This is a genomic window from Qipengyuania sp. MTN3-11 (genome assembly GCF_042851825.1).
Lineage (GTDB): Bacteria > Pseudomonadota > Alphaproteobacteria > Sphingomonadales > Sphingomonadaceae > Qipengyuania.
Window position 1 is genome coordinate 559753 of the sequence record NZ_BTGM01000001.1, and the last position, 20035, is coordinate 579787.

Annotated in this window: 23 protein-coding genes and 1 pseudogene; 14 read left to right on the forward strand and 10 right to left on the reverse strand. The window is 63.1% G+C overall.

Features of this window, described 5'->3' with window-relative positions; translation table 11 throughout:
* Positions 1 to 7 precede the first annotated feature (7 nt).
* Positions 8 to 241 (forward strand): DUF3072 domain-containing protein, encoded by a 234-nt coding sequence (locus ACGHN1_RS02620; protein ID WP_390548070.1) that lies wholly within the window; start codon positions 8 to 10, stop codon positions 239 to 241.
* A gap of 69 nt (positions 242 to 310) precedes the next feature.
* Here the strand turns inward: ACGHN1_RS02620 and rpoZ are convergent, their stop codons facing one another.
* Positions 311 to 655 carry a DNA-directed RNA polymerase subunit omega gene (gene rpoZ / locus ACGHN1_RS02625; protein ID WP_390548072.1) on the reverse strand — a complete coding sequence of 115 codons (345 nt, stop codon included), beginning with the start codon at positions 653 to 655 and terminating at the stop codon, positions 311 to 313.
* 114 nt (positions 656 to 769) lie between these two features.
* Between rpoZ and ACGHN1_RS02630 the strand changes: the two genes are divergently transcribed.
* Positions 770 to 1963 carry a phosphatidylserine/phosphatidylglycerophosphate/cardiolipin synthase family protein gene (locus ACGHN1_RS02630; RefSeq protein WP_390548073.1) on the forward strand — a complete coding sequence of 398 codons (1194 nt, stop codon included), beginning with the start codon at positions 770 to 772 and terminating at the stop codon, positions 1961 to 1963.
* Between the two features lies 1 nt (position 1964).
* Here the strand turns inward: ACGHN1_RS02630 and ACGHN1_RS02635 are convergent, their stop codons facing one another.
* Positions 1965 to 3485, reverse strand: coding sequence for a replicative DNA helicase (locus tag ACGHN1_RS02635; RefSeq protein WP_390549745.1), 1521 nt, complete (start codon positions 3483 to 3485; stop codon positions 1965 to 1967).
* Positions 3486 to 3631: 146 nt separating this feature from the next.
* Here ACGHN1_RS02635 and ACGHN1_RS02640 point away from each other — a divergent pair, with 146 nt between their 5' ends.
* The 4 genes from ACGHN1_RS02640 to ACGHN1_RS02655 all read left to right on the forward strand — a co-directional run bounded on the left by ACGHN1_RS02640 (position 3632) and on the right by ACGHN1_RS02655 (position 5548).
* Complete coding sequence (locus tag ACGHN1_RS02640) at positions 3632 to 4135, forward strand: UPF0262 family protein (RefSeq protein ID WP_390548075.1); 504 nt, start codon at positions 3632 to 3634, stop codon at positions 4133 to 4135.
* Between the two features lie 8 nt (positions 4136 to 4143).
* Positions 4144 to 4869, forward strand: coding sequence for a glycoside hydrolase family 25 protein (locus ACGHN1_RS02645; protein ID WP_390548076.1), 726 nt, complete (start codon positions 4144 to 4146; stop codon positions 4867 to 4869).
* 9 nt (positions 4870 to 4878) lie between these two features.
* Positions 4879 to 5307 (forward strand): cytidine deaminase, encoded by a 429-nt coding sequence (locus tag ACGHN1_RS02650; protein WP_390548078.1) that lies wholly within the window; start codon positions 4879 to 4881, stop codon positions 5305 to 5307.
* A gap of 67 nt (positions 5308 to 5374) precedes the next feature.
* Positions 5375 to 5548 (forward strand): hypothetical protein, encoded by a 174-nt coding sequence (locus ACGHN1_RS02655; RefSeq protein WP_390548079.1) that lies wholly within the window; start codon positions 5375 to 5377, stop codon positions 5546 to 5548.
* 1 nt (position 5549) lies between these two features.
* Here the strand turns inward: ACGHN1_RS02655 and ACGHN1_RS02660 are convergent, their stop codons facing one another.
* Positions 5550 to 6689: a M14-type cytosolic carboxypeptidase gene (locus ACGHN1_RS02660; protein WP_390548081.1), complete on the reverse strand. Its 1140-nt coding sequence runs from the start codon at positions 6687 to 6689 to the stop codon at positions 5550 to 5552.
* Positions 6686 to 7279, reverse strand: a complete 594-nt coding sequence (locus tag ACGHN1_RS02665) for a DUF4136 domain-containing protein (RefSeq protein WP_390548083.1) — start codon at positions 7277 to 7279, stop codon at positions 6686 to 6688. Before ACGHN1_RS02665 ends, ACGHN1_RS02660 begins: the two co-directional genes overlap by 4 nt.
* Positions 7280 to 7393: 114 nt before the next feature.
* Here ACGHN1_RS02665 and galE point away from each other — a divergent pair, with 114 nt between their 5' ends.
* Positions 7394 to 8419: a UDP-glucose 4-epimerase GalE gene (gene galE, locus ACGHN1_RS02670; RefSeq protein WP_390548085.1), complete on the forward strand. Its 1026-nt coding sequence runs from the start codon at positions 7394 to 7396 to the stop codon at positions 8417 to 8419.
* Between the two features lie 133 nt (positions 8420 to 8552).
* Positions 8553 to 8678: a type B 50S ribosomal protein L36 gene (gene ykgO, locus ACGHN1_RS02675; RefSeq protein WP_011415100.1), complete on the forward strand. Its 126-nt coding sequence runs from the start codon at positions 8553 to 8555 to the stop codon at positions 8676 to 8678.
* A 207-nt stretch (positions 8679 to 8885) separates the two neighbouring features.
* Here the strand turns inward: ykgO and ACGHN1_RS02680 are convergent, their stop codons facing one another.
* A complete protein-coding gene (locus ACGHN1_RS02680) occupies positions 8886 to 9224 on the reverse strand; it encodes a hypothetical protein (RefSeq protein WP_390548087.1) in 339 nt (112 codons plus the stop codon).
* Positions 9225 to 9409: 185 nt separating this feature from the next.
* On the opposite strand from ACGHN1_RS02680, the gene ACGHN1_RS02685 reads away from it, so the two are divergent.
* The 4 genes from ACGHN1_RS02685 to ACGHN1_RS02700 all read left to right on the forward strand — a co-directional run bounded on the left by ACGHN1_RS02685 (position 9410) and on the right by ACGHN1_RS02700 (position 11953).
* Positions 9410 to 9946, forward strand: a complete 537-nt coding sequence (locus tag ACGHN1_RS02685; RefSeq protein ID WP_390548089.1) for a winged helix-turn-helix transcriptional regulator — start codon at positions 9410 to 9412, stop codon at positions 9944 to 9946.
* A gap of 116 nt (positions 9947 to 10062) precedes the next feature.
* Positions 10063 to 10260: a hypothetical protein gene (locus tag ACGHN1_RS02690; protein ID WP_390548091.1), complete on the forward strand. Its 198-nt coding sequence runs from the start codon at positions 10063 to 10065 to the stop codon at positions 10258 to 10260.
* Positions 10261 to 10354: 94 nt separating this feature from the next.
* A complete protein-coding gene (locus tag ACGHN1_RS02695) occupies positions 10355 to 10714 on the forward strand; it encodes a hypothetical protein (RefSeq protein WP_390548093.1) in 360 nt (119 codons plus the stop codon).
* Between the two features lie 183 nt (positions 10715 to 10897).
* Positions 10898 to 11953: a diguanylate cyclase domain-containing protein gene (locus ACGHN1_RS02700; protein ID WP_390548095.1), complete on the forward strand. Its 1056-nt coding sequence runs from the start codon at positions 10898 to 10900 to the stop codon at positions 11951 to 11953.
* A gap of 9 nt (positions 11954 to 11962) precedes the next feature.
* Here the strand turns inward: ACGHN1_RS02700 and ACGHN1_RS02705 are convergent.
* Positions 11963 to 12568, reverse strand: a pseudogene (locus tag ACGHN1_RS02705) (ATP-binding protein); the annotation flags it as partial.
* 65 nt (positions 12569 to 12633) lie between these two features.
* Here ACGHN1_RS02705 and ACGHN1_RS02710 point away from each other — a divergent pair.
* Positions 12634 to 13116, forward strand: coding sequence for a hypothetical protein (locus tag ACGHN1_RS02710; protein ID WP_390548097.1), 483 nt, complete (start codon positions 12634 to 12636; stop codon positions 13114 to 13116).
* Position 13117: 1 nt separating this feature from the next.
* Here ACGHN1_RS02710 and ACGHN1_RS02715 read toward each other — a convergent pair whose 3' ends face one another.
* From ACGHN1_RS02715 to ACGHN1_RS02725, 3 genes are read right to left on the reverse strand one after another with little or no spacing between them, the layout of a single operon-like run.
* Positions 13118 to 14005, reverse strand: a complete 888-nt coding sequence (locus ACGHN1_RS02715; RefSeq protein WP_390548099.1) for a plasmid partitioning protein RepB C-terminal domain-containing protein — start codon at positions 14003 to 14005, stop codon at positions 13118 to 13120.
* A gap of 1 nt (position 14006) precedes the next feature.
* Positions 14007 to 14879 (reverse strand): plasmid partitioning protein RepB C-terminal domain-containing protein, encoded by an 873-nt coding sequence (locus ACGHN1_RS02720; protein WP_390548100.1) that lies wholly within the window; start codon positions 14877 to 14879, stop codon positions 14007 to 14009.
* A complete protein-coding gene (locus ACGHN1_RS02725; RefSeq protein WP_390548102.1) occupies positions 14876 to 16426 on the reverse strand; it encodes a recombinase family protein in 1551 nt (516 codons plus the stop codon). The genes ACGHN1_RS02720 and ACGHN1_RS02725 overlap by 4 nt, the downstream gene beginning before the upstream one ends.
* A 72-nt stretch (positions 16427 to 16498) precedes the next feature.
* On the opposite strand from ACGHN1_RS02725, the gene ACGHN1_RS02730 reads away from it, so the two are divergent.
* Positions 16499 to 16885, forward strand: coding sequence for a hypothetical protein (locus ACGHN1_RS02730; RefSeq protein WP_390548104.1), 387 nt, complete (start codon positions 16499 to 16501; stop codon positions 16883 to 16885).
* A 45-nt stretch (positions 16886 to 16930) separates the two neighbouring features.
* Here the strand turns inward: ACGHN1_RS02730 and ACGHN1_RS02735 are convergent, their stop codons facing one another.
* Positions 16931 to 19990: a hypothetical protein gene (locus ACGHN1_RS02735; protein WP_390548105.1), complete on the reverse strand. Its 3060-nt coding sequence runs from the start codon at positions 19988 to 19990 to the stop codon at positions 16931 to 16933.
* Between the last annotated feature and the right edge of the window lie 45 nt (positions 19991 to 20035).

Sequence of the window (20035 nt, forward strand, 5' to 3'; positions counted from 1 at the left end):
AAATGCGATGTCCGCTACCCAGCCCCACGAACATCCCAAATCCGAACCGGTCTCCAATGCCGAAAAGGACCCGGACGACTGGACCACCGGAGACGAGCGCATGACCGGCGCGCAGGCCAGCTATCTCAAAACCCTGTGCGAGGAAGCGGGATGCCCCGAACGCTACGATACGGGCCTCAGCAAGGCCGACGCGTCCAGGATGATCGACGAATTGCAGGAAGAGACCGGACGCGGGCAGTAGAGCGTCGGCAACACCAACGAAAAAGGCCGCCCGGTCGGGGCGGCCTTCTTCTTCTCGACGGGCTGTATGTCAGCCCTCGTAGTCGGCGCCGATCGATGTCGAACGGGCAGGGGCCGCCGCGGTGATCCGCAGCGCTTCGGCCGACTGGCTGAGCGATGCGATCTCGTCGATATCGTCGTCGTCGTCGGGCAGGATCTTCTGCAGGTTGAGCACGGCGGCTTCCTGCAGTTCCTTGGGCTTGATCGTCGTCTCGGCGATTTCGCGCAGCGCCACCACCGGGTTCTTGTCGCGGTCGCGGTCGACGGTCAGTTCCGCCCCGCCGGAAATCTCGCGCGCGCGCTGGGCGGCCAGCAGCACGAGATCGAAACGGTTGGGGATCTTGTCTACGCAATCTTCGACGGTAACGCGCGCCATGGGGCACTCCGATGCTTGAATTCGGGCAATCCGGGGAAGCGCGCCAGTTAGGAGCGCGGGGCGCGCGAGTCAAGGATTTGCACGGGGGACCGCGGGCCCCTAAGGCTTCCTGCGATGGCGGAAACCCAGCAGCACGGCCTTTGCGCGGACGGGAGCGCCTATACCGATCCCGAGCCCTTTGGGATTTGCTCGCAGGGGCAGCAGCTGACCTTCCTGCCCGCCGGCGCCGACCGCCGCGAGGCGCTGATGGCTCTGGTCGCGGAAGCCCGAATTTCACTCAAGGTTTGCTTCTACATTTTCGTCGAGGACCATGTCGGCACCCAGTTCCGCGATGCGCTGGTGGCGGCGGCGCAGCGCGGGGTCGATGTCGATCTGATAGTCGACAGTTTCGGTGCGGATCTGTCGGACGATTTCATTGCGCCGATGCGGAACGCCGGAATCGATTTCTGTTGCTTCAGCCCCCGCTGGACCCAGCGCTATCTGATCCGCAACCATCAGAAGATGGTCGTCGCCGACGATGCCAAGGCGATGTTCGGCGGGTTCAACATCGAGGACGATTACTTCGCGCCGCCGGCACGGAACGGCTGGAACGATCTCGGCATCGTCATCGAGGGACCGGCGGTCGCGGGGCCGGTCGACTGGTTCGCACGGCTCAAGGACTGGACCGACGACGATCGCGCGCATTTCAAGGCCATCCGCCGCACGGTGCGCCAATGGGAATGGTCACAGGGCGAAGGGTGCCGCTGGCTGGTCGGAGGGCCGACCAGGGGCCTTTCGAGCTGGGCACGCTGCGTCGGCAAGGATCTCGAGCAGGGCCGGCGGCTCGACATGTTCATGGCCTATTTCTCGCCACCCAAGAAACTGTTGCGAGCGATCGGGAGGATCGCGAGCAAGGGCGGGACGCGGCTGCTGATGGCCGCCAAGTCCGACAATGGGGCGACGATCGGCGCGACCCGTTCTCTCTATCACTACCTGCTGGGGCAGAAGGCCGAGATCTACGAATTCAGCCCGTGCAAGCTGCACACCAAGCTGATCGTGCTCGACGATGCGGTCTACATGGGCAGCGCCAATTTCGACATGCGCAGCCTTTATCTCAACCTGGAGATCGTGCTGCGCATCGAGGATGCCGCTTTGGCGGACCGGATGCGGGAATTCATATCGCGCCAGATTGCCGCCAGCGAACACATCACGCCCGAGAAGCACCGCCGACGCGCGACGCTATGGAACCGCATCCGCTGGAACCTCGGCTGGATGCTGGTCTCGGTGATCGACTACACGATCAGCCGCAAGCTGAACCTCGGGCTCTAGCTCACCCCTCGCCCCAGCTCGAATAATCGCGCTTGTTGGGACTGGTGAACTTGGTGATTTCGGGCTGGAAGTGCAGCGGCACGTTGCCGGTCGAACCGTGGCGCTGCTTGGCGACCATCAGCGTCGCCTTGTTCTTGAGCTCGAGATAGCGCTCTTCCCAGATCCGATATTTCTCCTGCACCTCGGGCGAACTTTCCGCGGTCGGAAAATCGGGCCGTACCGCTTCGTGGTAATAGTCGGCTCGGTAAATGAACCAGACCATGTCCGCGTCCTGCTCGATCGAGCCCGATTCGCGCAGGTCCGAAAGCATCGGGCGCTTGTCTTCGCGCTGTTCGACCGCGCGGGAGAGCTGCGACAGCGCGATCACCGGCACGTCGAGCTCCTTGGCCAGCGTCTTCAGACCCCGGCTGATCTCGGAGATCTCGTTGACCCGGTTGTCGTTGGCGCGTCCCGATCCCTGCAGCAACTGGAGATAGTCGACCACGATCAGCCCGATGTCGTGCCGCCGTTTCAGCCGCCGGGCGCGGGTGCGCAGCGCGGAAATGGTCAGCGCGGGGGTGTCGTCGATGTAGAGCGGCAGGTCGGCGAGCCGCTGGCTGGCGAAGGACAGCTTCTGGAACTCGTCGCGGGTGATCTTGCCCGAGCGCAGGTTTTCGCTGGAGATTTCCGCCTGTTCGGCAAGGATACGGGTGGCGAGCTGGTCGGCGCTCATTTCAAGACTGAAGAAGGCGGCGGGGGCGCCGTAATTGAATTGCCCACCGTCGCGCTGGTAGTTCAGATGCTCCTCGGCGCAATTGTAGGCGATGTTCATCGCCAGCGAGCTCTTGCCCATGCCCGGCCGGCCGGCGAGGATGATGAGATCGGAATTGTGGAGGCCCGCAGTCTTCTCGTCGATGACCTCGAGCCCGGTGGTCTTGCCCGACAGCCCGCCCCCCGAATTCATCGCCGCCTCGGCCATCTTCAGCGCAGCGAGCGCGGCGGAACGGAAATCGCTCGCCTGCGAGGTTGCGGTCGCCCCCTCGGCAACGCGGAACAGGTTCGCCTCAGCCTGAGCGATCTGCTGCATCGGCGCGACGTCCTCGGAGGTATCGAGCGCGCCCTCGACGAGGTTGCGCCCGACGCTCACGAGTTCGCGCAGCAGCGCCAGATCGTAGATCTGCTCGGCCAGCTCGCGGGTCGCCAGGAGGCCCTGCCCGTCCTGCGTCAATTGCGCGAGATAGGTCGTCCCGCCGAGCTGCCTCAGCGCCTCGTCGCCCTCGAAATAGGGCTTGAGCGTCACCGGGGAGGCGACGGCGTTGCGTTCGAGGAGCTTGCCGATCCGCTCGTAGATGCGCTGGTGCACGGGCTCGTGGAAATGCTCGGGACGCAGCTGGGTCGAAAGCTCCTCGATCACCTTGTTGTCGATCAGCACCGCGCCGAGGAAAGCCGCCTCGGCCTCGACATTGGCGGGCAGGGCGCGCGTCCTGTCGGTGTCCTGTGCGGCGGCGGTGTCGGGGCGGTCGAGCAGTTCGGTGGCGGCCATTCCCCCACCATGCGGCAAGCCGGGTTGGCTGTCACCCGCCTGCGCGATCAGCTTCGCGGACAGGTCTGTGGATGGCGCGATCTTATCGGGAAACCGCATCGCGCACTTGCCGCCCCCCTGCCGCATCTGCGAAGGCGGGGACCCCGATGAGCGAATCCGCATCTTCCGCGGGCGATCACCGCATCGCCCATATCGAGCTCGACGAGGCGACCATCCTGTGGCGCAGCGCCGATGTCGAGCAGGAACGGCGGGTGGCGATCTTCGACCTGATCGAGGAGAACAGCTTCAAGCCGCTGCGCGCGGCGGAGAAGGGCGCGAAGGGGCCCTACCGGCTGACGCTGGCGGTGATCGACGGGCGGCTCAAGATGTCGATCGCCGACACGGACGAGGCGATGCTGGAGGAACTTATCCTGGGTCTGGCGCGCTTCCGCCGCCCGATCCGCGAATATTTCGCCATCTGCGACAGCTATTATCAGGCCATCCGCAAGGCGACCCCCTCCGAGATCGAGACCATCGACATGGCCCGCCGGGGCATTCACAACCGCGCGACCGAGCTGCTGCTCGAACGCCTGGAAGGCAAGGTGGAAACCGATTTCGCCACCGCCCGGCGGCTGTTCACTCTGATCTGCGTGCTCCACATCAAGGTCTGACGCAGGCGATGGCACGCAGCACAAGCCGGCGGAAGGGCAGCAGGAGCACGCGAGGCGGCTGGGTCGCGCGCCTGCTCGGTGCCATCCTCCTCGCCGCCATCCTCGGCGGTGCCTGGCTGTGGTGGCAGCAGCGCAGCTTCCGGCCCGACGAGACGGTCTGGCCCGACCAGGGGGCGCTGGTCGGGGCCGAGGACGGGCCGGTTCGCTTCGACACGCTCGCGGGGCTCGGCGCGAAATTCGTCTATCTCGAAGCGAGCAAGGGCGCGCGGGCGCAGGACACGGCGCTGGCCGACAATCTCGCCGCGGCGCGCGAGGCGGGGCTGCAGGTTGGCATGGTCCATGCCTTCGACCCCTGCGTGCCGGCGGACGGGCAATCGGCCAATTTCGTTACCGTGGTTCCGCGCGATACCGACCTGCTGCCCCCTGCCATCATGCTCGACCGCACGGCGGAGGAATGCCCCGAGCGCGTCACCCGCGCGGCGATTCAGAGCGAGTTGCTGACGCTGGTCAACCAGATCGAGGCGCATGCCGGCAAGCCCGCGATCCTCGCCCCGTCGGAGGAATTCGAGGAAGCCTATGGCGTCGCCGCGCGGATCGACCGCAACCTGTGGCTGACGCGCAACCGCGTGGAGCCGGTCTATGGCGGCCGGCCGTGGATCATGTGGACCGCCAACACCGCGCTCGGCACCGAAGCCGCACCCGAACCGTTGCGCTGGGTCGTGGTGAGGCCCTAGGCGAGCGCCATGACCGACGCGACAAATGACGAAGACCTGATCGCCGCCGCGCGCCAGGCCGCCAGCCAGTCCTATTCACCCTATTCGCGGTTTCCCGTCGGCGCGGCCTTGCGTTTTGCCGACGGAACGGTGGTGACCGGCACCAATATCGAGAATGCCAGTTACGGCCTGGCGCTGTGCGCCGAGACGGTGGCCGTGGCCAAGGCGATGGCAGAGGGGCGGCGCGGCGGTCTGGAGGCGGTGGCGGTGACGGGACCCCGAGGCAAGGGAGGGGACCAGCCGATCACGCCCTGCGGTCGCTGCCGCCAGGTACTCAACGAACTTGCCCAATTGGGCGGGACCGATCCCGAGATCCTCTGCGTCGGCCCCGGCGAGGTGCGCCGCACGCGGCTGAGCACCTTGCTGCCCGATGCCTTCGGCCCCGCCAGCCTCGATTGAAGAGGCGGCCTTAACCATTCCTCGCTAGTCGTCGCGCCGGGCAATCACGAAAGCGGAGCAACAAGCGGTGAAATTCGTCAAACTCGATTCGCGCGGGGGCAATTATCTCGTGGTCGCCTCCAACATCGCGTGGCTGCGCAATGCCGAGAACGGCCAGACCAGCGTCGGAATGGTCGGCGGACAGCCGCTGCTCGTCACCGGCACGATCGAGGAAGTCGCGCAGAAAATCCTCGAGGGCTGATTCAGCCCGCGTCGGGCTCCAGCCATTCGACCAGCGCGGCAAGGCAGTCGCGCGCCAGCAGCTTGCAGCGTTCCGGGCTCCAGCCCTGCGCCGGGTCGGGCAGGTCCGCGAGGTCCTTGTACGGCATCTCCAGCGTCATCGCGGTGCAGCCGAAGCGTTCGGCGACCTGGTTGGTCGAGATCTTCAAATTCGCCTCGCCCGGCCGCGATTTCGGATAGCCCAGCTTCGTCTGGAAATCGGGCGTCCGGCGGTCGAGGATGCGCTGAAAGCGGTAAAAGCCTTCGCCCTGCTCGTCGGTCCAGGACGGAATGCCTTCGAACCCGGCGAGGAACACCGCGGGAATCGCCTCGTCTCCGTGGACGTCCATCGCGAAGTCGATTCCGGTCTCATCCATCCGGTTGCGGATGGCGAGCACCTCGGGCGATTTCTCGGCGCTGGGTTCGGCCCATTCGCGGTTGAGATTGGTCCCGACCGCATTGGTCCGCAAATGCCCCCGACGCGAACCGTCGGGGTTGCAATTGGGAACGATGTGGAACCGGCACTTGTGGCGCAGCACCATGGCGACCGGGTCGGCGGGATCGGTCAGCACTTCCAGTGCGCCTTCCATCCACCATTCGGCCATCGTTTCGCCCGGATGCTGGCGGGCATAGAGCCACACCTGCTTCTCGCCCTGGCCCAATTCGAGGCAGTCGATTGGTTGGCCGTCGAGCGTTTCGCCCAGGCGGAGGTAGTCGACGCCTTCGGCAGCCGCCGCCTCGGCGACGAGATCGTGGTGGCGCTCCATCGAATAGGGCGCGAAATAGGCGAACCAGGCGATATCGCTCGCCGGGGTGTAGCGGATGGTCAGCGTCCCGCCGTCGGCATCCTTGTCGAAACTGCTGCGGGCGCGGCCCCAATATTCGCGGTCTTCGGACACGCAGGCGTCGTATCCGGGCCATCCGCCGGGATAGGCGCTGTCGTTGAGGCCGGTGATGGCGAGTTCGAGTTCGCGCCCCGCCGCGCCGGATACGCGAAAATGGAACCACTGCTTGAATTCGCTCATGTGGTCCCTGGGGATCGCCAGCCGGGCGCTGGCACCGTCGGCGGAAAGGACCTCGATATTGCCGCTGTCGAAGGCTGAATCGATGCGGATGTCGTTCACTCGGTAATCCTCACTTCCACGGTCTCGCCGTTGTTTCCGGGGAACCCGTCGAACAGCGCGGCGGCCAGCCTCTGGGCGTTCGCATCGCGATCCGCAAGGGGGGATTCCCGATCGACGTCGAACTCGGCGCGGCCTTCCCACACCGCCTGTCCACTGGCCTTGTCACGGATCGTCACGGCGAGTTCGGTGCCGATCCGTTCGCGCGATCCGCCGCCCAGATTGATGCCGATGCCGACACCCGCTCCGCTGCCGTAACTCCCGGTCGAACCGCCCACGCCGACGCTCACCGGCGAGCGCCGTCCCCCGGAGCCGATGACGAAACGCTCGACCCGGACGTCGGCGACCTGGTGGGCATCGGCCCGCGCCGCCTCGCGATAGCCCAGCCGTTCGAGTTCGCGCGCAACGGCGGCGGCGTATGGCGCGCTTTCCAGCCCGCCCTCGGCGCTAACGAAGACGGCCCCCGTCGCCAGCCGTGCGGCACTTTCGGGGGCGACGAATCGCGTGACTTCGACCGGGCTGGGCGGCGCGGTGGTGGCACACGCGGCGAGGGGCAGGGCGCAGAGAACGGCGGTGGCGATGCGGAGGTTCATTGTCGGCTCCATGAAGCTGGCTTGCGACAGGGCAACGAACGAGAGGCCCGCCCGGTGCCGAAAGAACGGAAAACCGGTGACCGTGCCGGCCCGTACATGCTAGCGGCGCGCGCCATGGACACTTCGCAAACGATGCCGGTGCTGGTGACCGGCGGGGCCGGCTACATCGGCAGCCATGCAGTTCTCGCCTTGCGCGATGCGGGCCGACCGGTGGCGGTTCTGGACGATCTGTCGACCGGCTTCGCCTTCGCGGTGCCCGACGGCGTGCCGCTCTACCGCGGCGACATCGCCGATGCGGCTCTGGCCGAAAAGGTGTTCGCCGAACAGGGGATGGGGAATGGCCGCGGCGCGATCATGCATTTCGCGGGATCGGTGGTGGTCCCCGAATCGGTCGAGAACCCGCTCAAATACTACGACAACAACACCGGCCGCAGTCGCGCGCTGATCGGAGCGGCCGTGCGCGCCGGCGTGCCGCATATCATCTTCAGCTCGACAGCGGCGACCTATGGCATCCCCGAAAACTCGCCGGTGCGCGAGGACGATCCCAAGGCGCCGATCAACCCCTATGGCTGGTCTAAGCTGATGACCGAGCGGATGCTGGCGGATGCCGCCACGGCACATGGCTTCAATTTCTGCGCGCTTCGATATTTCAACGTCGCCGGTGCCGACCCGCACGGGCGCAGCGGGCAGTCGACCGCCGGGGCAACCCATCTGATCAAGGTCGCCTGCGAGGCGGCGACGGGCGAGCGAGGCCACGTCGGCGTGTTCGGCACGGATTACCCGACTCCCGACGGCACCGGCGTGCGCGACTACATCCACGTCAGCGATCTTGCCGCGGCCCACGTTCTGGCGCTCGACGCGCTGATCGACGAACCGACCCGTTCTCTGACGATGAATTGCGGTTACGGACGGGGTTTCTCGGTCAAGGAAGTGCTCGATGCGGTCGACCGGGTGGCGCAAGCCACAATCGAACGCCGTTACGAGCCGCGCCGCCCCGGCGACCCCCCGTCCCTGGTGTCCGACCCGTCGCGCATACGGGCGACCCTGCCGTGGACTCCGCGCTACGACGATCTCGATACCATCGTGGCCCATGCCCTCGCGTGGGAGGAGAAGCTTGCGGGGATACGTCGAAACGCTTGACCGGCGGACCGGGCGCGGCTAACGGCGCGCCTTGAATTCGTCGCGTCGGAGGACCATCTCCGGCGCGCATTTGTTTTCCACGCCCCTTGGTTTTCAGGCCCAATAACAAACGGCCCAGACAGACGAGATCGCAATGAAAGTCCGCAACAGCCTCAAGTCGCTGAAGAACCGCCACCGCGACTGCCGCGTCATTCGCCGTCGTGGGCGCACCTATGTGATCAACAAGACCAATCGCCGGTTCAAGGCCCGCCAGGGCTGATCCATCGACGTTCGAGAGCGGGGCCCAAGGGCTTCGCCTCGCCAGCGAGACGGCCCGGCCCCTCATGGGGAGCCGGGCCGTTTGCGTTGGTGGTTCATCGCAGCAGCAAGCAAGCTACAAAGAAAGCCCCGGCGGGTTGCGCCGGGGCTTCAGGGACTTCCGCCCGGATGGAGAGAAGACGGGCGGAGGGGGAAGATGGCCGTTCGGTCAGCCGTTGCAGCGCGCAAGGTCTTCTGCCGCCAGCGCTTCGCCCTTGGCAGTGAAGGTGGCGATGGTGCCGACCTCGCGCTGCAATTCGCGGCAAACCCGCAGCGGGCGGCTGGTGCTCTTGCCGGCGACACATGTCCTGCCTTCGCATTTCCAGGCGACACCGCCGGCGATGGCGCGGGTATCCTTGGCGGGTGCGGTCAGTTCGACCAGATAGTGAGGGCCATCGGCGGCTTGCGCGGGCGCCGGAGTGATCGCGGCACCGAAGCTCAGCGCTGTCCAGGAGAGGGCCAGGCTGATCGCACCGATATTGGCTTTGCGGGGAAGGGAGAGGGTCATCGGTATCGTCCTTTTCGAATGTGCGGCAAACGCAACACCGCTTGCCGTCGATGCAACCAAGTTTCGATTTGCAACTGGTTGCGAATCGCTACCTAAGTGATTAGGTTGCAGATTGCAACTCAAAAATCGAACGATTTGTGCAGGGCCGGGTTTTGGGTCTAGAAGCACGGCGGGAAAGGAATGCCATGGGTGATATCAGAGAGCCGCTGCGCGAACTGACCGAATGCGGCTTGCCGCAGGCGCTGGAGGTTATGGGAGAGCGCTGGAGCTTCATGATCCTGCGCGCCTGCTTCAACGGGCTCCACCATTTCGAGGAGTTCCTGAGCGAGCTTGGCATCGCCCGCAACATCCTTTCCAACCGCCTTGCCAAGCTGGTCGAACACGGCATCCTCGCGCGCCAGCCCATGGCCGAGGATCGCCGGAAAATCGAATACCGCCTGACCGAGAAGGGCTTCGACCTGCTCCCGGCGATGATCGCACTGCGCCAGTGGGGGCAGAAATACGGAGCCGAGGTGGTCGAGAACCCGATTCTGGTCGATGCGATCGACCGGCTTCCGATCGGGCCGGTCTCGATCCTCAGCCATGACGGGCGGATCCTCCAGCACCAGGATCTGCGCTTCGTCGATCGCGCGGGGCTCGGCCGCCGCGCCGATGGCAGCCAGGCGGTCGCCGGTGAGACACGCGGCGATCGCGACGGGGCCAAACTGCAGGCATCGGCCTGAGCGAGGGGCCCGATACCACGCCCGACGGGCGCTACATCATCGTCAGGGGAAGGCTCTGGCGCACCGCAAATCCCGATCTTCCCGATGCCGAGCGTCGGGCGTTGATCGACCGGCTGATGGATGCCCGTCGCGACGTCGGGTCTGCATTGAAAGCGAAGGACCGGAAGGCGGAAAAGGCTGCCCGCGCCCGCGTCCATGCCGCCAAGCTGGCTCTGGGCGAACGCGGGCCCGTATGGTGGACCGACGGGGCCCCGGACTACAACCGGCATATGATCGACAACACGCCCTATGCCGAGGACGCGGAGCCCGACTGACGTCACCGCGGGCATGACGTCATCGTTAAAGCCATCTCAACGCTTTGTCGGCAGGACGGCCACCGTCCCGGATCGTCAGCAGAAGTGGCCGCGCGTGATCGAAGCCGAAGTCCAGAACGAAACGCACCAGACCACCTTCACCCTCAAGCTGGTCTGCGTTCCCCGCATCGGCGAGGGCATCCGCCTGATGGAGCCCGATGGCGACTGGGCCAGCTACGACGTCATCGACGTGTGGTACCAGAAGGCGGAATACGGGGACGTCTGGGTCCCCTATCTTCATGTCCGCCTGACGCCGGACGAGATGCGCGCGCTCGACAGCGACACGGCCAATCCGCTGGTTAACCGCAGCCAGGCGGTCCCCATCGAGGATTTCCTCCGCAAGTTCGAAGGCAATGAAGATCATCGGCCGACCGAGATCAACCTCGACCTCGATCCGCGCAGCGAAACGGTCTGAGACGCTCGTCAAATCCGCCCTGCGCGAGCTGGTAGGGCTGCGAGCGGCCAAGTAAGGCGAGCGTTAACCACCTTGCGCTATCGGTTGTCCGATCAGCCGCATCAGGTCGCGATGCCGCATTTGCAGAATGGGGCTATTGCAATGAACGAGGCAGGCATTGCCAGCCAAAATTTGTCGGGGACGGTGAAGCGCCTCCTCAACCTGGTAGGCAGCAGGAATGTCCGCGACGAGGGCACCGAACAGGGCGATCTGCTCGATCGCATCGCCGGCTTCCTGCGGTTTCACGAACTGGAGACGACCCGCGCCAATCTCGTCCGCGCCCACGCCGCGCTGTCGGGCGAAGACCTCCATCTCGCCCGCAAGATCGACGAACGGGAGCGGGAAGGGCTGGGGATCACCCAGTTGTGGCTCGATTCGCTCGTCGGCCGTGACGAGGAAGCGCCGGCCGACACTTCGGAGTTCGATCTCCTGCGCTCGAACCTCGACCACTCGATCGAATCCTTTTCGCGCACCGCCCGCACCGCGCGCAGCGCCGCAACCGATTACAAGATCGCGCTCAGCGAACATGCCCGCACCATCGATTCGACCGATACCACGGGGCAATTGCTCGCCAGCCTCGCCGATCTGACAAAGGCGCTGCTCGAACGGACACGGCAGGCGGAAAGCGAGATGAAGCGCAGCGAGCGCGAGGCCGCGACCCTTCGCGCCAATCTCGAGAAAGCACAGCGCGCCGCCGATCTCGACCACCTGACCGGCCTGCCGAACCGGCGCGCTTTCGAAGGGCTGCTCGAACACCACTACCGCGAGGCCCGCAGCCAGGTCGAACCGCTCTGCGTCGCCTTTTGCGACATCGACCATTTCAAGCCGGTCAACGACACCCACGGTCACGAGACCGGCGACCGGGTCATCCAGATGATCGCCCAGACGCTGGCCCAGGCTTCCAACGACAATTGCCACGTGGCGCGGCAGGGGGGCGACGAATTCGTCCTCTTGTTCCGCGGACTGACCCTCGCCGAAGCGCATGCCAAGCTCGAACGGGTGCGCGAACGGCTGGCGGACCGGTCCTTCGTCAATCGCGCCACCGACAAGCCCATCGGGGCGATCACCTTTTCGGGCGGTCTCGCCGATGTCTTCGCCTATCCGGACCAGCGCGCCGCGCTGCGCGCCGCGGACGAGGCGCTGTACCGGGCCAAGGGAGAGGGCCGCAACCGGGTCGAACTGGCCGGTCCGACCGCCTGACGCTGCGTCTCAGGCTCGGGGCGGCTGCCGCCGGTAGCTCAACGCCTCGGCAACATGAATGCGGCCGGTCTGTACGGCCCCCGCGAGGTCTGCGATCGTGCGGGCAACGCGCAGGATCCGCGTGTATCCCCTTGCGGTGAGACGCATCGCTTCGGCCGCCTGCAACAGGAGCTTGCGACCCGCCTCGTCGGGCGTCGCGTATCGTTCGAGCGCATCGCCGTCGAGTTGGGCATTGGTCCGCACTCCGGTCTCCTCGCGCCGGGCGGTCTGAACCTGCCTTGCCGTCGCGACCCGTGCCGCGACCTCCGCGCTGCCTTCCGCCGGCGGCGGCAGCGCGAGATCGGCGGCGCTGACCGGATCGACCTCGACGTGGAGATCGATGCGGTCGAGCAGCGGGCCCGAAACCTTGCTCTGGTAATCGGCCGCGCAGCGCGGCGCGCGGCTGCAGGCGAGCGCGGGATCGCCGAGATGGCCGCAACGGCACGGGTTCATCGCCGCGATCAGCTGGACCTGAGCCGGGAAGGTGACATGCGCGTTGGCGCGGGCGACGTCGACCTTGCCGGTCTCGAGCGGCTGGCGCAGCGAATCGAGCACCGCGCGCTGGAACTCCGGTATGGTGGAGTTATTGCACCAAAATATCCTGCTGAAGAATAACATATTTTCCGTTAACAATCGAGTCCATGACGACCGCTGATCAGATACCGGAACTTCCTTCTACTGACCGCCCGAATGTCCTATCAGGCCTGCTGACGAAGCGAAGCGAGATAGCAGGCCTCGTCGAGGGTCTGCAGGACCGGTTGCGAGAAGCGCTGATCAACCTCGATCACATCGACCAGACGATCTTGCTTTTCGATCCCGAGGCTGATCTTACGGAAGTGAAGGCCAAGCCATTGCCTCCGCGCCATGTTGCTTTCAAGGGGCAGGTTACGCGCTCCATCCTGCATATGCTTCGGACAACGGGCGACGCGCTGGATAGCAAGGCCATAACACTTCGCCTGATGGCCGAGCGCGAGCTCAATGCGGCCGATGCCAGATTGCTGAAGACGATACAGAAGAGGGTAGGCGCGGCCCTGAGGAATTTGCGTGATCGAGAACTGCTGGTTTCACGTCAAGGCGAGAAGGGTCTGCTGCTGTGGTCTTTGAAAGCAACGAATGCTGATTGATCTACGTTACAGCGTCCAGCGTGCCGGCGGCGATGATGTTATGGAACTCGGCAAGGATCTCAGGATGCTTGTCCTCGACATAGGCGAAAATTGCATCGTTCGCGATAAGGCGTTCAATATAGCGCGATGCCAGGACGAGATGGAGGACATCGTCGCCGAACGTGGCTTCGACTGCCCGGAAATCCTTGTTTAGGGATTCGAGCTCCCGTTCCATCCGCGCCATTTGTTCGGGCGTCACGCCCTTTACCTTCTTCGGCCGTTCAGGCCTGGCGAGCTCTTCCTGCCTGGTCGCTGCGAGGATGGCCTTCGCATAGGTGGCGGTGAAATTGTTCATAGATGCCATCAGCTCAGCGGTGGCGAACTGCCGCTCCGGCTTCATCCTGCGCAAGGTATCGAAGACCTGCGGATTGACTGGACGATCCTTCAGGATATCGACCGCTTCCGGAGCGATGCCGTCCAGCAGCTTGCTCCGGCGTTGGACCAGCTTAGCATCGATCCCGAGCGCGGCGGCGATCATGCTGGCCGGAACGCCGCGATCGAGCGCCCGCTGGATCATGTAGTGTTCTTGGACGGTAGCGAGTCGGTTTACCCGCTTGTTATAGGTGAAAGCCTCGTCGTCATCGGCGACGATGCAGGGAGCGTTCGCTTTTCCCTCTTCCCTGATGGCATGGAGCCGGAGGTGACCGTCCAGCAGCATATGGCGACCCGAGGAATCCGCTTTTGTCACAGCGAGAGGCTCGATCACGCCGATCTCTTTTATGGAGGTCGCGATTCTCGCATATTTCCTCGAGCCGGTGATACGCGCCGTCATGGGCCGCAACGGCAGCAGCCTGTCCAGAGGAAGATCGAGCACCTTCTGTTCGAACGATATTCGTATTGCTTCGCTCATATCACGCTTCCGCGAGGCCAAGCCGTTCAGCGATCGGCTGGGGCAGAGTGGTCATTCCTTCGGCCCGCAGGAGCGCGACGAAATGGTCCTCGGCCAACAGGCGTCCCATCGCCGAAGTGATGAACGCAAGGCGCCCTTGTGCCAGTCCTGCTTTCTTGAGCAACTGGCGCTGCCGATCGACTTCCTTCTGATAGGCGCGCACCAGCGCCGCAGAGGTAGGGGCGGCCGTCCGTGGCTTGCCGGTCCGGATGCTCTTGATGCCCTTCCCAATCAGGTTGCGATCATCGACGATACGGCGGATGGCCAGGATCTGATCACCCGGAAGGCTTCCGTTCTCGTAGGCCTCGGTCAGCGCTCGCTGCACGTCCTCGTCGTTGGCCTTGGATATCTCGGCGGCGATCGTATGCGGAATGATGCCGCGCTCGACAGCATCGAGCAGGCGCTCCTCACCCCGTTCGAGCAGACCAGCAATCGAATACACATATTCTGCGCTGAACCCGATCTTCTCTCCGATCGCGGAATGCGTGTAGCCCTGCTCTCGCAGACGCCCGACTTCCCGGATGAGTTCGAGCGGTGAAAGATTGCGGCGGGCGAGGTTCTCGACCAGGCTCATGACGAAGCATTCTTCGCGAGTCGCATCGACGACCATTGCCGGGATCGTGGATTGACCGAGCTTCTGGAAGGCTTCTTTCCGCCCCTGCCCACAGACGAGCTCGTAGCCGTCGCCGGCTTCCGCTCTGCGAACCGTGATCGGACGTTTAAGTCCGACCTTCGCTATGCTTTCGACGAGCTCTTCGAAGATGCGCTTGTTGCGTGCCCTGGGATTGAGGACTTCGATCGCTTCGATAGGAATGCTGATGATCTCGCCGTTCATGCCGCCCTTCCGATCGGATAGCGCCTGAGCATGTGATACAAAGGTTCGAGATCGTCGGTGCGATAGGCGTCCAGGGCGATACCGTTCTCCTCGCCCATTTGCATCGTTACCAGTCGCCCAAGGTCAAGCCATGGCAGTAGGTAATAGTCGCGGACGCTTTGGTTGTCCGGGTTCATCCTGACCGCGAGGGTGATGTCGGGACGGTGCCTGCTATCGAAGCGCAGCTTCCATCGAAGCGAGCCGGCACCGGTTTCGGTGCACCGGATCATGGCGAGCGAGATCGATACCTCACCGTTGGCCACGATGATATCGGTCTGGGGATCGACCTCAATGCCTAAGGCCATTTCGCGGATGCGCTCGACCGTATGCTCGAACGCGTCACGCTGGAGAAGCCGCAGCACGCGGTTGGTCTCGAGATAGCGATAATCGCGATCGGGGGTATAGCCGATCAGCTGGTATGCGCGCACGAGACTGCCGAACCTATGCCGATACGCGGCAGTCGAAGGCATCTCGTCGTCTTCGTCGATCAGCAGTCCCGATAGCGCACCCCTCGATAACAGGAGGTTCGACAGCATACCGAGCAGTTCGTCGTCGCTGAAGCGCCGTGTCCGTGCAGCGAGGATCGCCTGTGCCGCGTTGAACAGTTCACGATCGATGATTGCCGCGAACGCACCGTCCCCTCGCACCCACATCTCCGGCTCGTTGACGACGCGTTTGCGCTTCAGCTTATTGGAGATGCGGTTGTACACATTGTTGCCGATGTATTTCTCGTTGTTGAGGATCTGCCTGACAGTTCCTCTGGTCCATGGACGTTCGAGGTCGGTTGTGATGCCGTCCAAGTTGAGTATCTCGGCGATTTCGCGTTCGGAGCGGCGTTGCAGGACGAACAGGCGGTAGATCCTTTCGACCGTCCGCACCTCTTCCTCTGGTCCCGGCACGAGGATTACCCGGTCCGTTTGAAGACTCTTGTGCTCGCCGCGCGCCAGAGGCGCTTTCGGTTCGTCCCGCTCGTTCACGAGGTGGCGACGCAGCCCATAACCTGCAGGGCCTCCCTGACGATAACCGAGTCGGATCAAGCGGCATTGTCCCGTGAAAACCTTGGCCGAGAGTTCGCGGCTGTATTCCCCGGCCATCGCCCGCTTTATGTTCTTCATGACGGTTGACGGCAGGCTGCCGTCGTTGTCGAACTGCTCTGCGCAGTAATGGATGTTTATCCCGCGCTCGCGGCAGATGAATTCGTAGTAGGCGCTCTCGTCGGCATCCTGGAAACGGCCCCACCGGCTGATGTCGTAGACGAGGATAGCCTCGTAGTCGGCATGCCCTTGTTGGACATCATCGATGAGGCGCTTAAGCGAATCCCGTCCTGCGATGCTGAGGCCGCTGCGCCCTTCGTCGGCATAGGTCCTGACGATCTCGAAGTTCCGTCGTGCGGCGTAGGCTTCGATGATCTCGGCTTGGTTCTCGGTCGAATAGCGCTGATGATCGGTAGACATGCGTACGTATTGCGCCGCCTTTGTCTTCGTATTTTTCCCTTCCGCTTCCATCATGCCTGGCACCGGGTCTAGCGAGTCGGGCATCTCTCCCGATGAACCCGTTCGGCATAAGGGGAGTATGGTGGAATGTCTTTTTCTACGGATGACCGAAAACTTCGCGGTGGAAACGGAAATCGGTTTCCGATCGATCCCGCTGCGGAAACGGGCGCATTGCTGGCGGAGGTGGTGGCAGAGGCCCTGAAGGCGGACTTCGGCACCATACCGTCTCATGTGAAGCATCTGGCGCGTCTGACAGGAACCAATGAACGGACGGTCCATAACTGGCTGTTGGCTCGCAATGGCCCCAGTGGCACGGCGCTCGTCGTCCTCATGCGTCACTCGGACGCGGTGACTGAGGCCGTCCTCGCACTGGCGGATCGCAACGAACACTCTGCGGCGGTCAGACTTATGAAGATGAGGAGCATTGTTCGCACCAAGGCGCTGGAGCTCGTAGAATGTCTGGGTCCAGTATAGCGCTTCTACGGGGGAGGCTCTTCTCCACGACCCGATCCTGAACGATCAATCCTTTGTCTTGATCAGCTTTTCCAGCTTCGGCTTGTCGATGTTCACGCCGAGTGGCTTTACCACATCCTGTGCCGCCTCGAGCATGACGGTGCGGTTTTCCTTGTCCCAGTGTGCCCAGAACAGTCGCGAGAGATAGTGACTTGCGATCGTGTAGCGCAGGAAGCTCGCGCGCGGTAGAGCCTTCATGCTTTCCTTGAGGTACTTCCTGCCGCTCTTGGGCATCAGGTCGACCATCCAAGATGCCTTTATCAGCGTCTCCAGCTTGCCTTCGACCTCCGACTTGTCGACGCTCATGTAGAGGGCCGGGTGCCGGGCCTGTTCCGCAAGATATCCGAATATCTGCCGAATTGGCTGCGCCAGGATCGCGTATTCCATCACGTCGATGATGCTTCCGACGAATCTACGCCGATCTTCGATTTCATCCGGGAAGTCCGTAGCGTTCAAGGCCTCGTCGGTGGTCAGATCCTCTTTCATCTTGCCGAAATCGATTTCGAGGTTGATGCGGCTCCACTCGTCCAGCGCAACCGCCGCGCCATCGACCACCTTGGCGCTGAGGTCGCGCTTCTCCTTCGCCTCGAGATGCTCGGCTCCCTGCCCCAGAAGGACAACAGCTCTGGTCCACGCAGCACCGAGTCGGTCCAGATGCTCGAAGCGCTTACTGACGGCCTCGTCGTCATCGTCGGCGAACTGTTTGCCGGCCTCTTCGCGGACCTGTTCGGAAACGTCCAGCATTTGCTGTTTCTGTTCGGCGTTGCGCGACCCTTCGCGTACCGCCTTCGCGGCGTTCTTGAGCCGTTCCCGCATCCTGTCGGTGGCCTCGGTGCGCCGGATCGCGATGGGCGAGATCTCTTCGGACAGCATGATGTTGTCGCCGGGATTTAGCTTCTTCAGGTCGTCCGTGGCGGCCTTCAGCGTTTCGATGACGGCCTGCACTATCTCGTCGGATGCTCCGATCTCCGCGTAGAGTTCGAAGGCCGGATAGTCGAATGGTTCGACCATCTGGAAGTAGCGCGATGCCAATCTGGGATGATCATGCAGTTCTTGAGCGAGAAGGTATGATTCGATGAAAGGCAGCGATATCTGCGCGCGCCCCTGTTCGAAGTGCATGATACCATTGTCGACGAAATCGTTGACGAACTGCAATGGCTTGATCTGAAAGTCGTGCCTGTCGGCAAATTCCTTGGCGAACGCGACCAGTTCGGCTTCATCGAAATTACGCTTCTCCAAGCGCATTTCCACGACGAGCTTGCGCAGAAACCTCTCGCGCGTGGTGCGGCCGAGATTTATGTCAGCTTGATCACCAGCGACGAGGAAGGTCAGGAAACCCACCACGGCCAGCTGGATCAGTTCGGACCGACGATTGGCGTTGAGCAATGCCGTTAGGGTCTCCTTCGGTATCCCGGCGAAGTAGGTGGGATGGGCGTCCAGACGGAAGTTGTCGAAGGTCTTGTAGAGCCTGTTCGCGATCACTTCGGATTCCTGGCAACCCATCTGGAAGTTCTTCTCGAGGAAGAACGCTATCTCCAGGAAAGAGACCTTCCCGGCGTCGTATGGGGCCGCAGCGGATCGGTTCATGAACGACGTCTCACCGATCAGAGCGTCATCGCCGCGGCTTACAAATAGGAACCGGGCATCGGGATACGCGTCGCACTGCTCGAGAATTGTGTCGATCCTGTGCTTTGACGAAAAGGGCATGTTCTCGACGACGAAAACCATCTTGACGCCATCCGTCTGCTTCAGCTTGTCGAGGTCGACCGCCGCCGCGCTCACGAATGTATCCTGTTTGCCGCGAATGGCATCGCCATCGATGACGATCGGGACGGCCTGGAGACCGTCGATCTCGCAGGTGAGGAGGTCGGCCGCGATCACCCAGGGCAGGCTCTGGTCGGGATAGGAACGTGGAATGTTGATCAGTGTGCGTTCGCGCGTCTTGAGCACCTCGCGCACATCGATCGCCTCCTGCTGGGCGTCGACTGGATCGCCCGATTGAGGCGTCTTCCGAATACGCGGGACAGGTAGGCGATACCCCTTCTCCTGCAGCTTGTATTCGGGAGACAGACGTCTGAGAGTCTCATCGATCTCCGCCTCGATCGTCTGCATGACCTGCTTCAGAGGAACGTCCGTTTCATCCTCGACCCCCAGATCGAGAAGGTCGTCTCCGGATCCGCGCAGCTCGAGAAGGGCGCGTTGGAAGTAAGGGTTGGCCGTGATGTTGAGGTGCAGGAAGCTCGCTGCATTGGCTGCCGCCAATTTCCTTACTGTGCCCTTGGTTGCATCTTCCAGCTTGGTCTTATTGCCGTCCGCGTAGTCGGAGATACCACGGATCGTCATCGCGGGTTTGTCGTCACGGAATTTCGCTTGTGAGAACACACCGCCTGACTCGGTCTCGATCGCAAGAAGCGCACGTTCGACACCCTTCAGCTTCTTGTTGTAGAGCGCGCTCTTGTCGACCATTCCACAAACGATCGTGCCGTCCTTGGTGGTCGTCCTCCCAATTCGTTCAAGGGTCTCGCCGCGGCTAGGCACCTCATCGGGTATGTCCTTCGTTGCGATCGCCTCGCGCTCCTGCTGCCATGCGTCATACACGGGAATGAGCTGCGGTTGCGTTCGCATGAAATTAAACGCCCGCGTGAAGCGCGTCGGCGTCGAATAGTGGGTGGGCGAGAATTCGATATCGAGAGCTTTGCCGTCGTCGATGTCCACCACCTTGTTGTTGTCGAGTACGTCGGCAATGTGTCCGCTGTAGCAAACGTCGGCGAGATCGAGATCATTGCTGATCCCGCCAGCGATCCCGAGGCATACCGTAAGTCCGATATCGAAGTGCTCGTGCAGATATTGCGTGGCGTTCGTGGCATGACGGTTGCCCATCGAAGACTGCTGAATAACGATCATGCGCACGTCCGCATGGCCACTGTCGACGACATGGCACCAGACGGTATCGGTTCCCCTGTTCTCGGTGGGCGGGAAGCGATTGATCAGTTGGAGCAACTCGTCCTCGAGTGGCACCACAAGGCCGATGTCGAAATAATCGCGATTGCTGGGCTTATCGTTCATGCTCTGATCTTACCCGCCAGCTCTCGCTCAAGCAATCGTTCCATT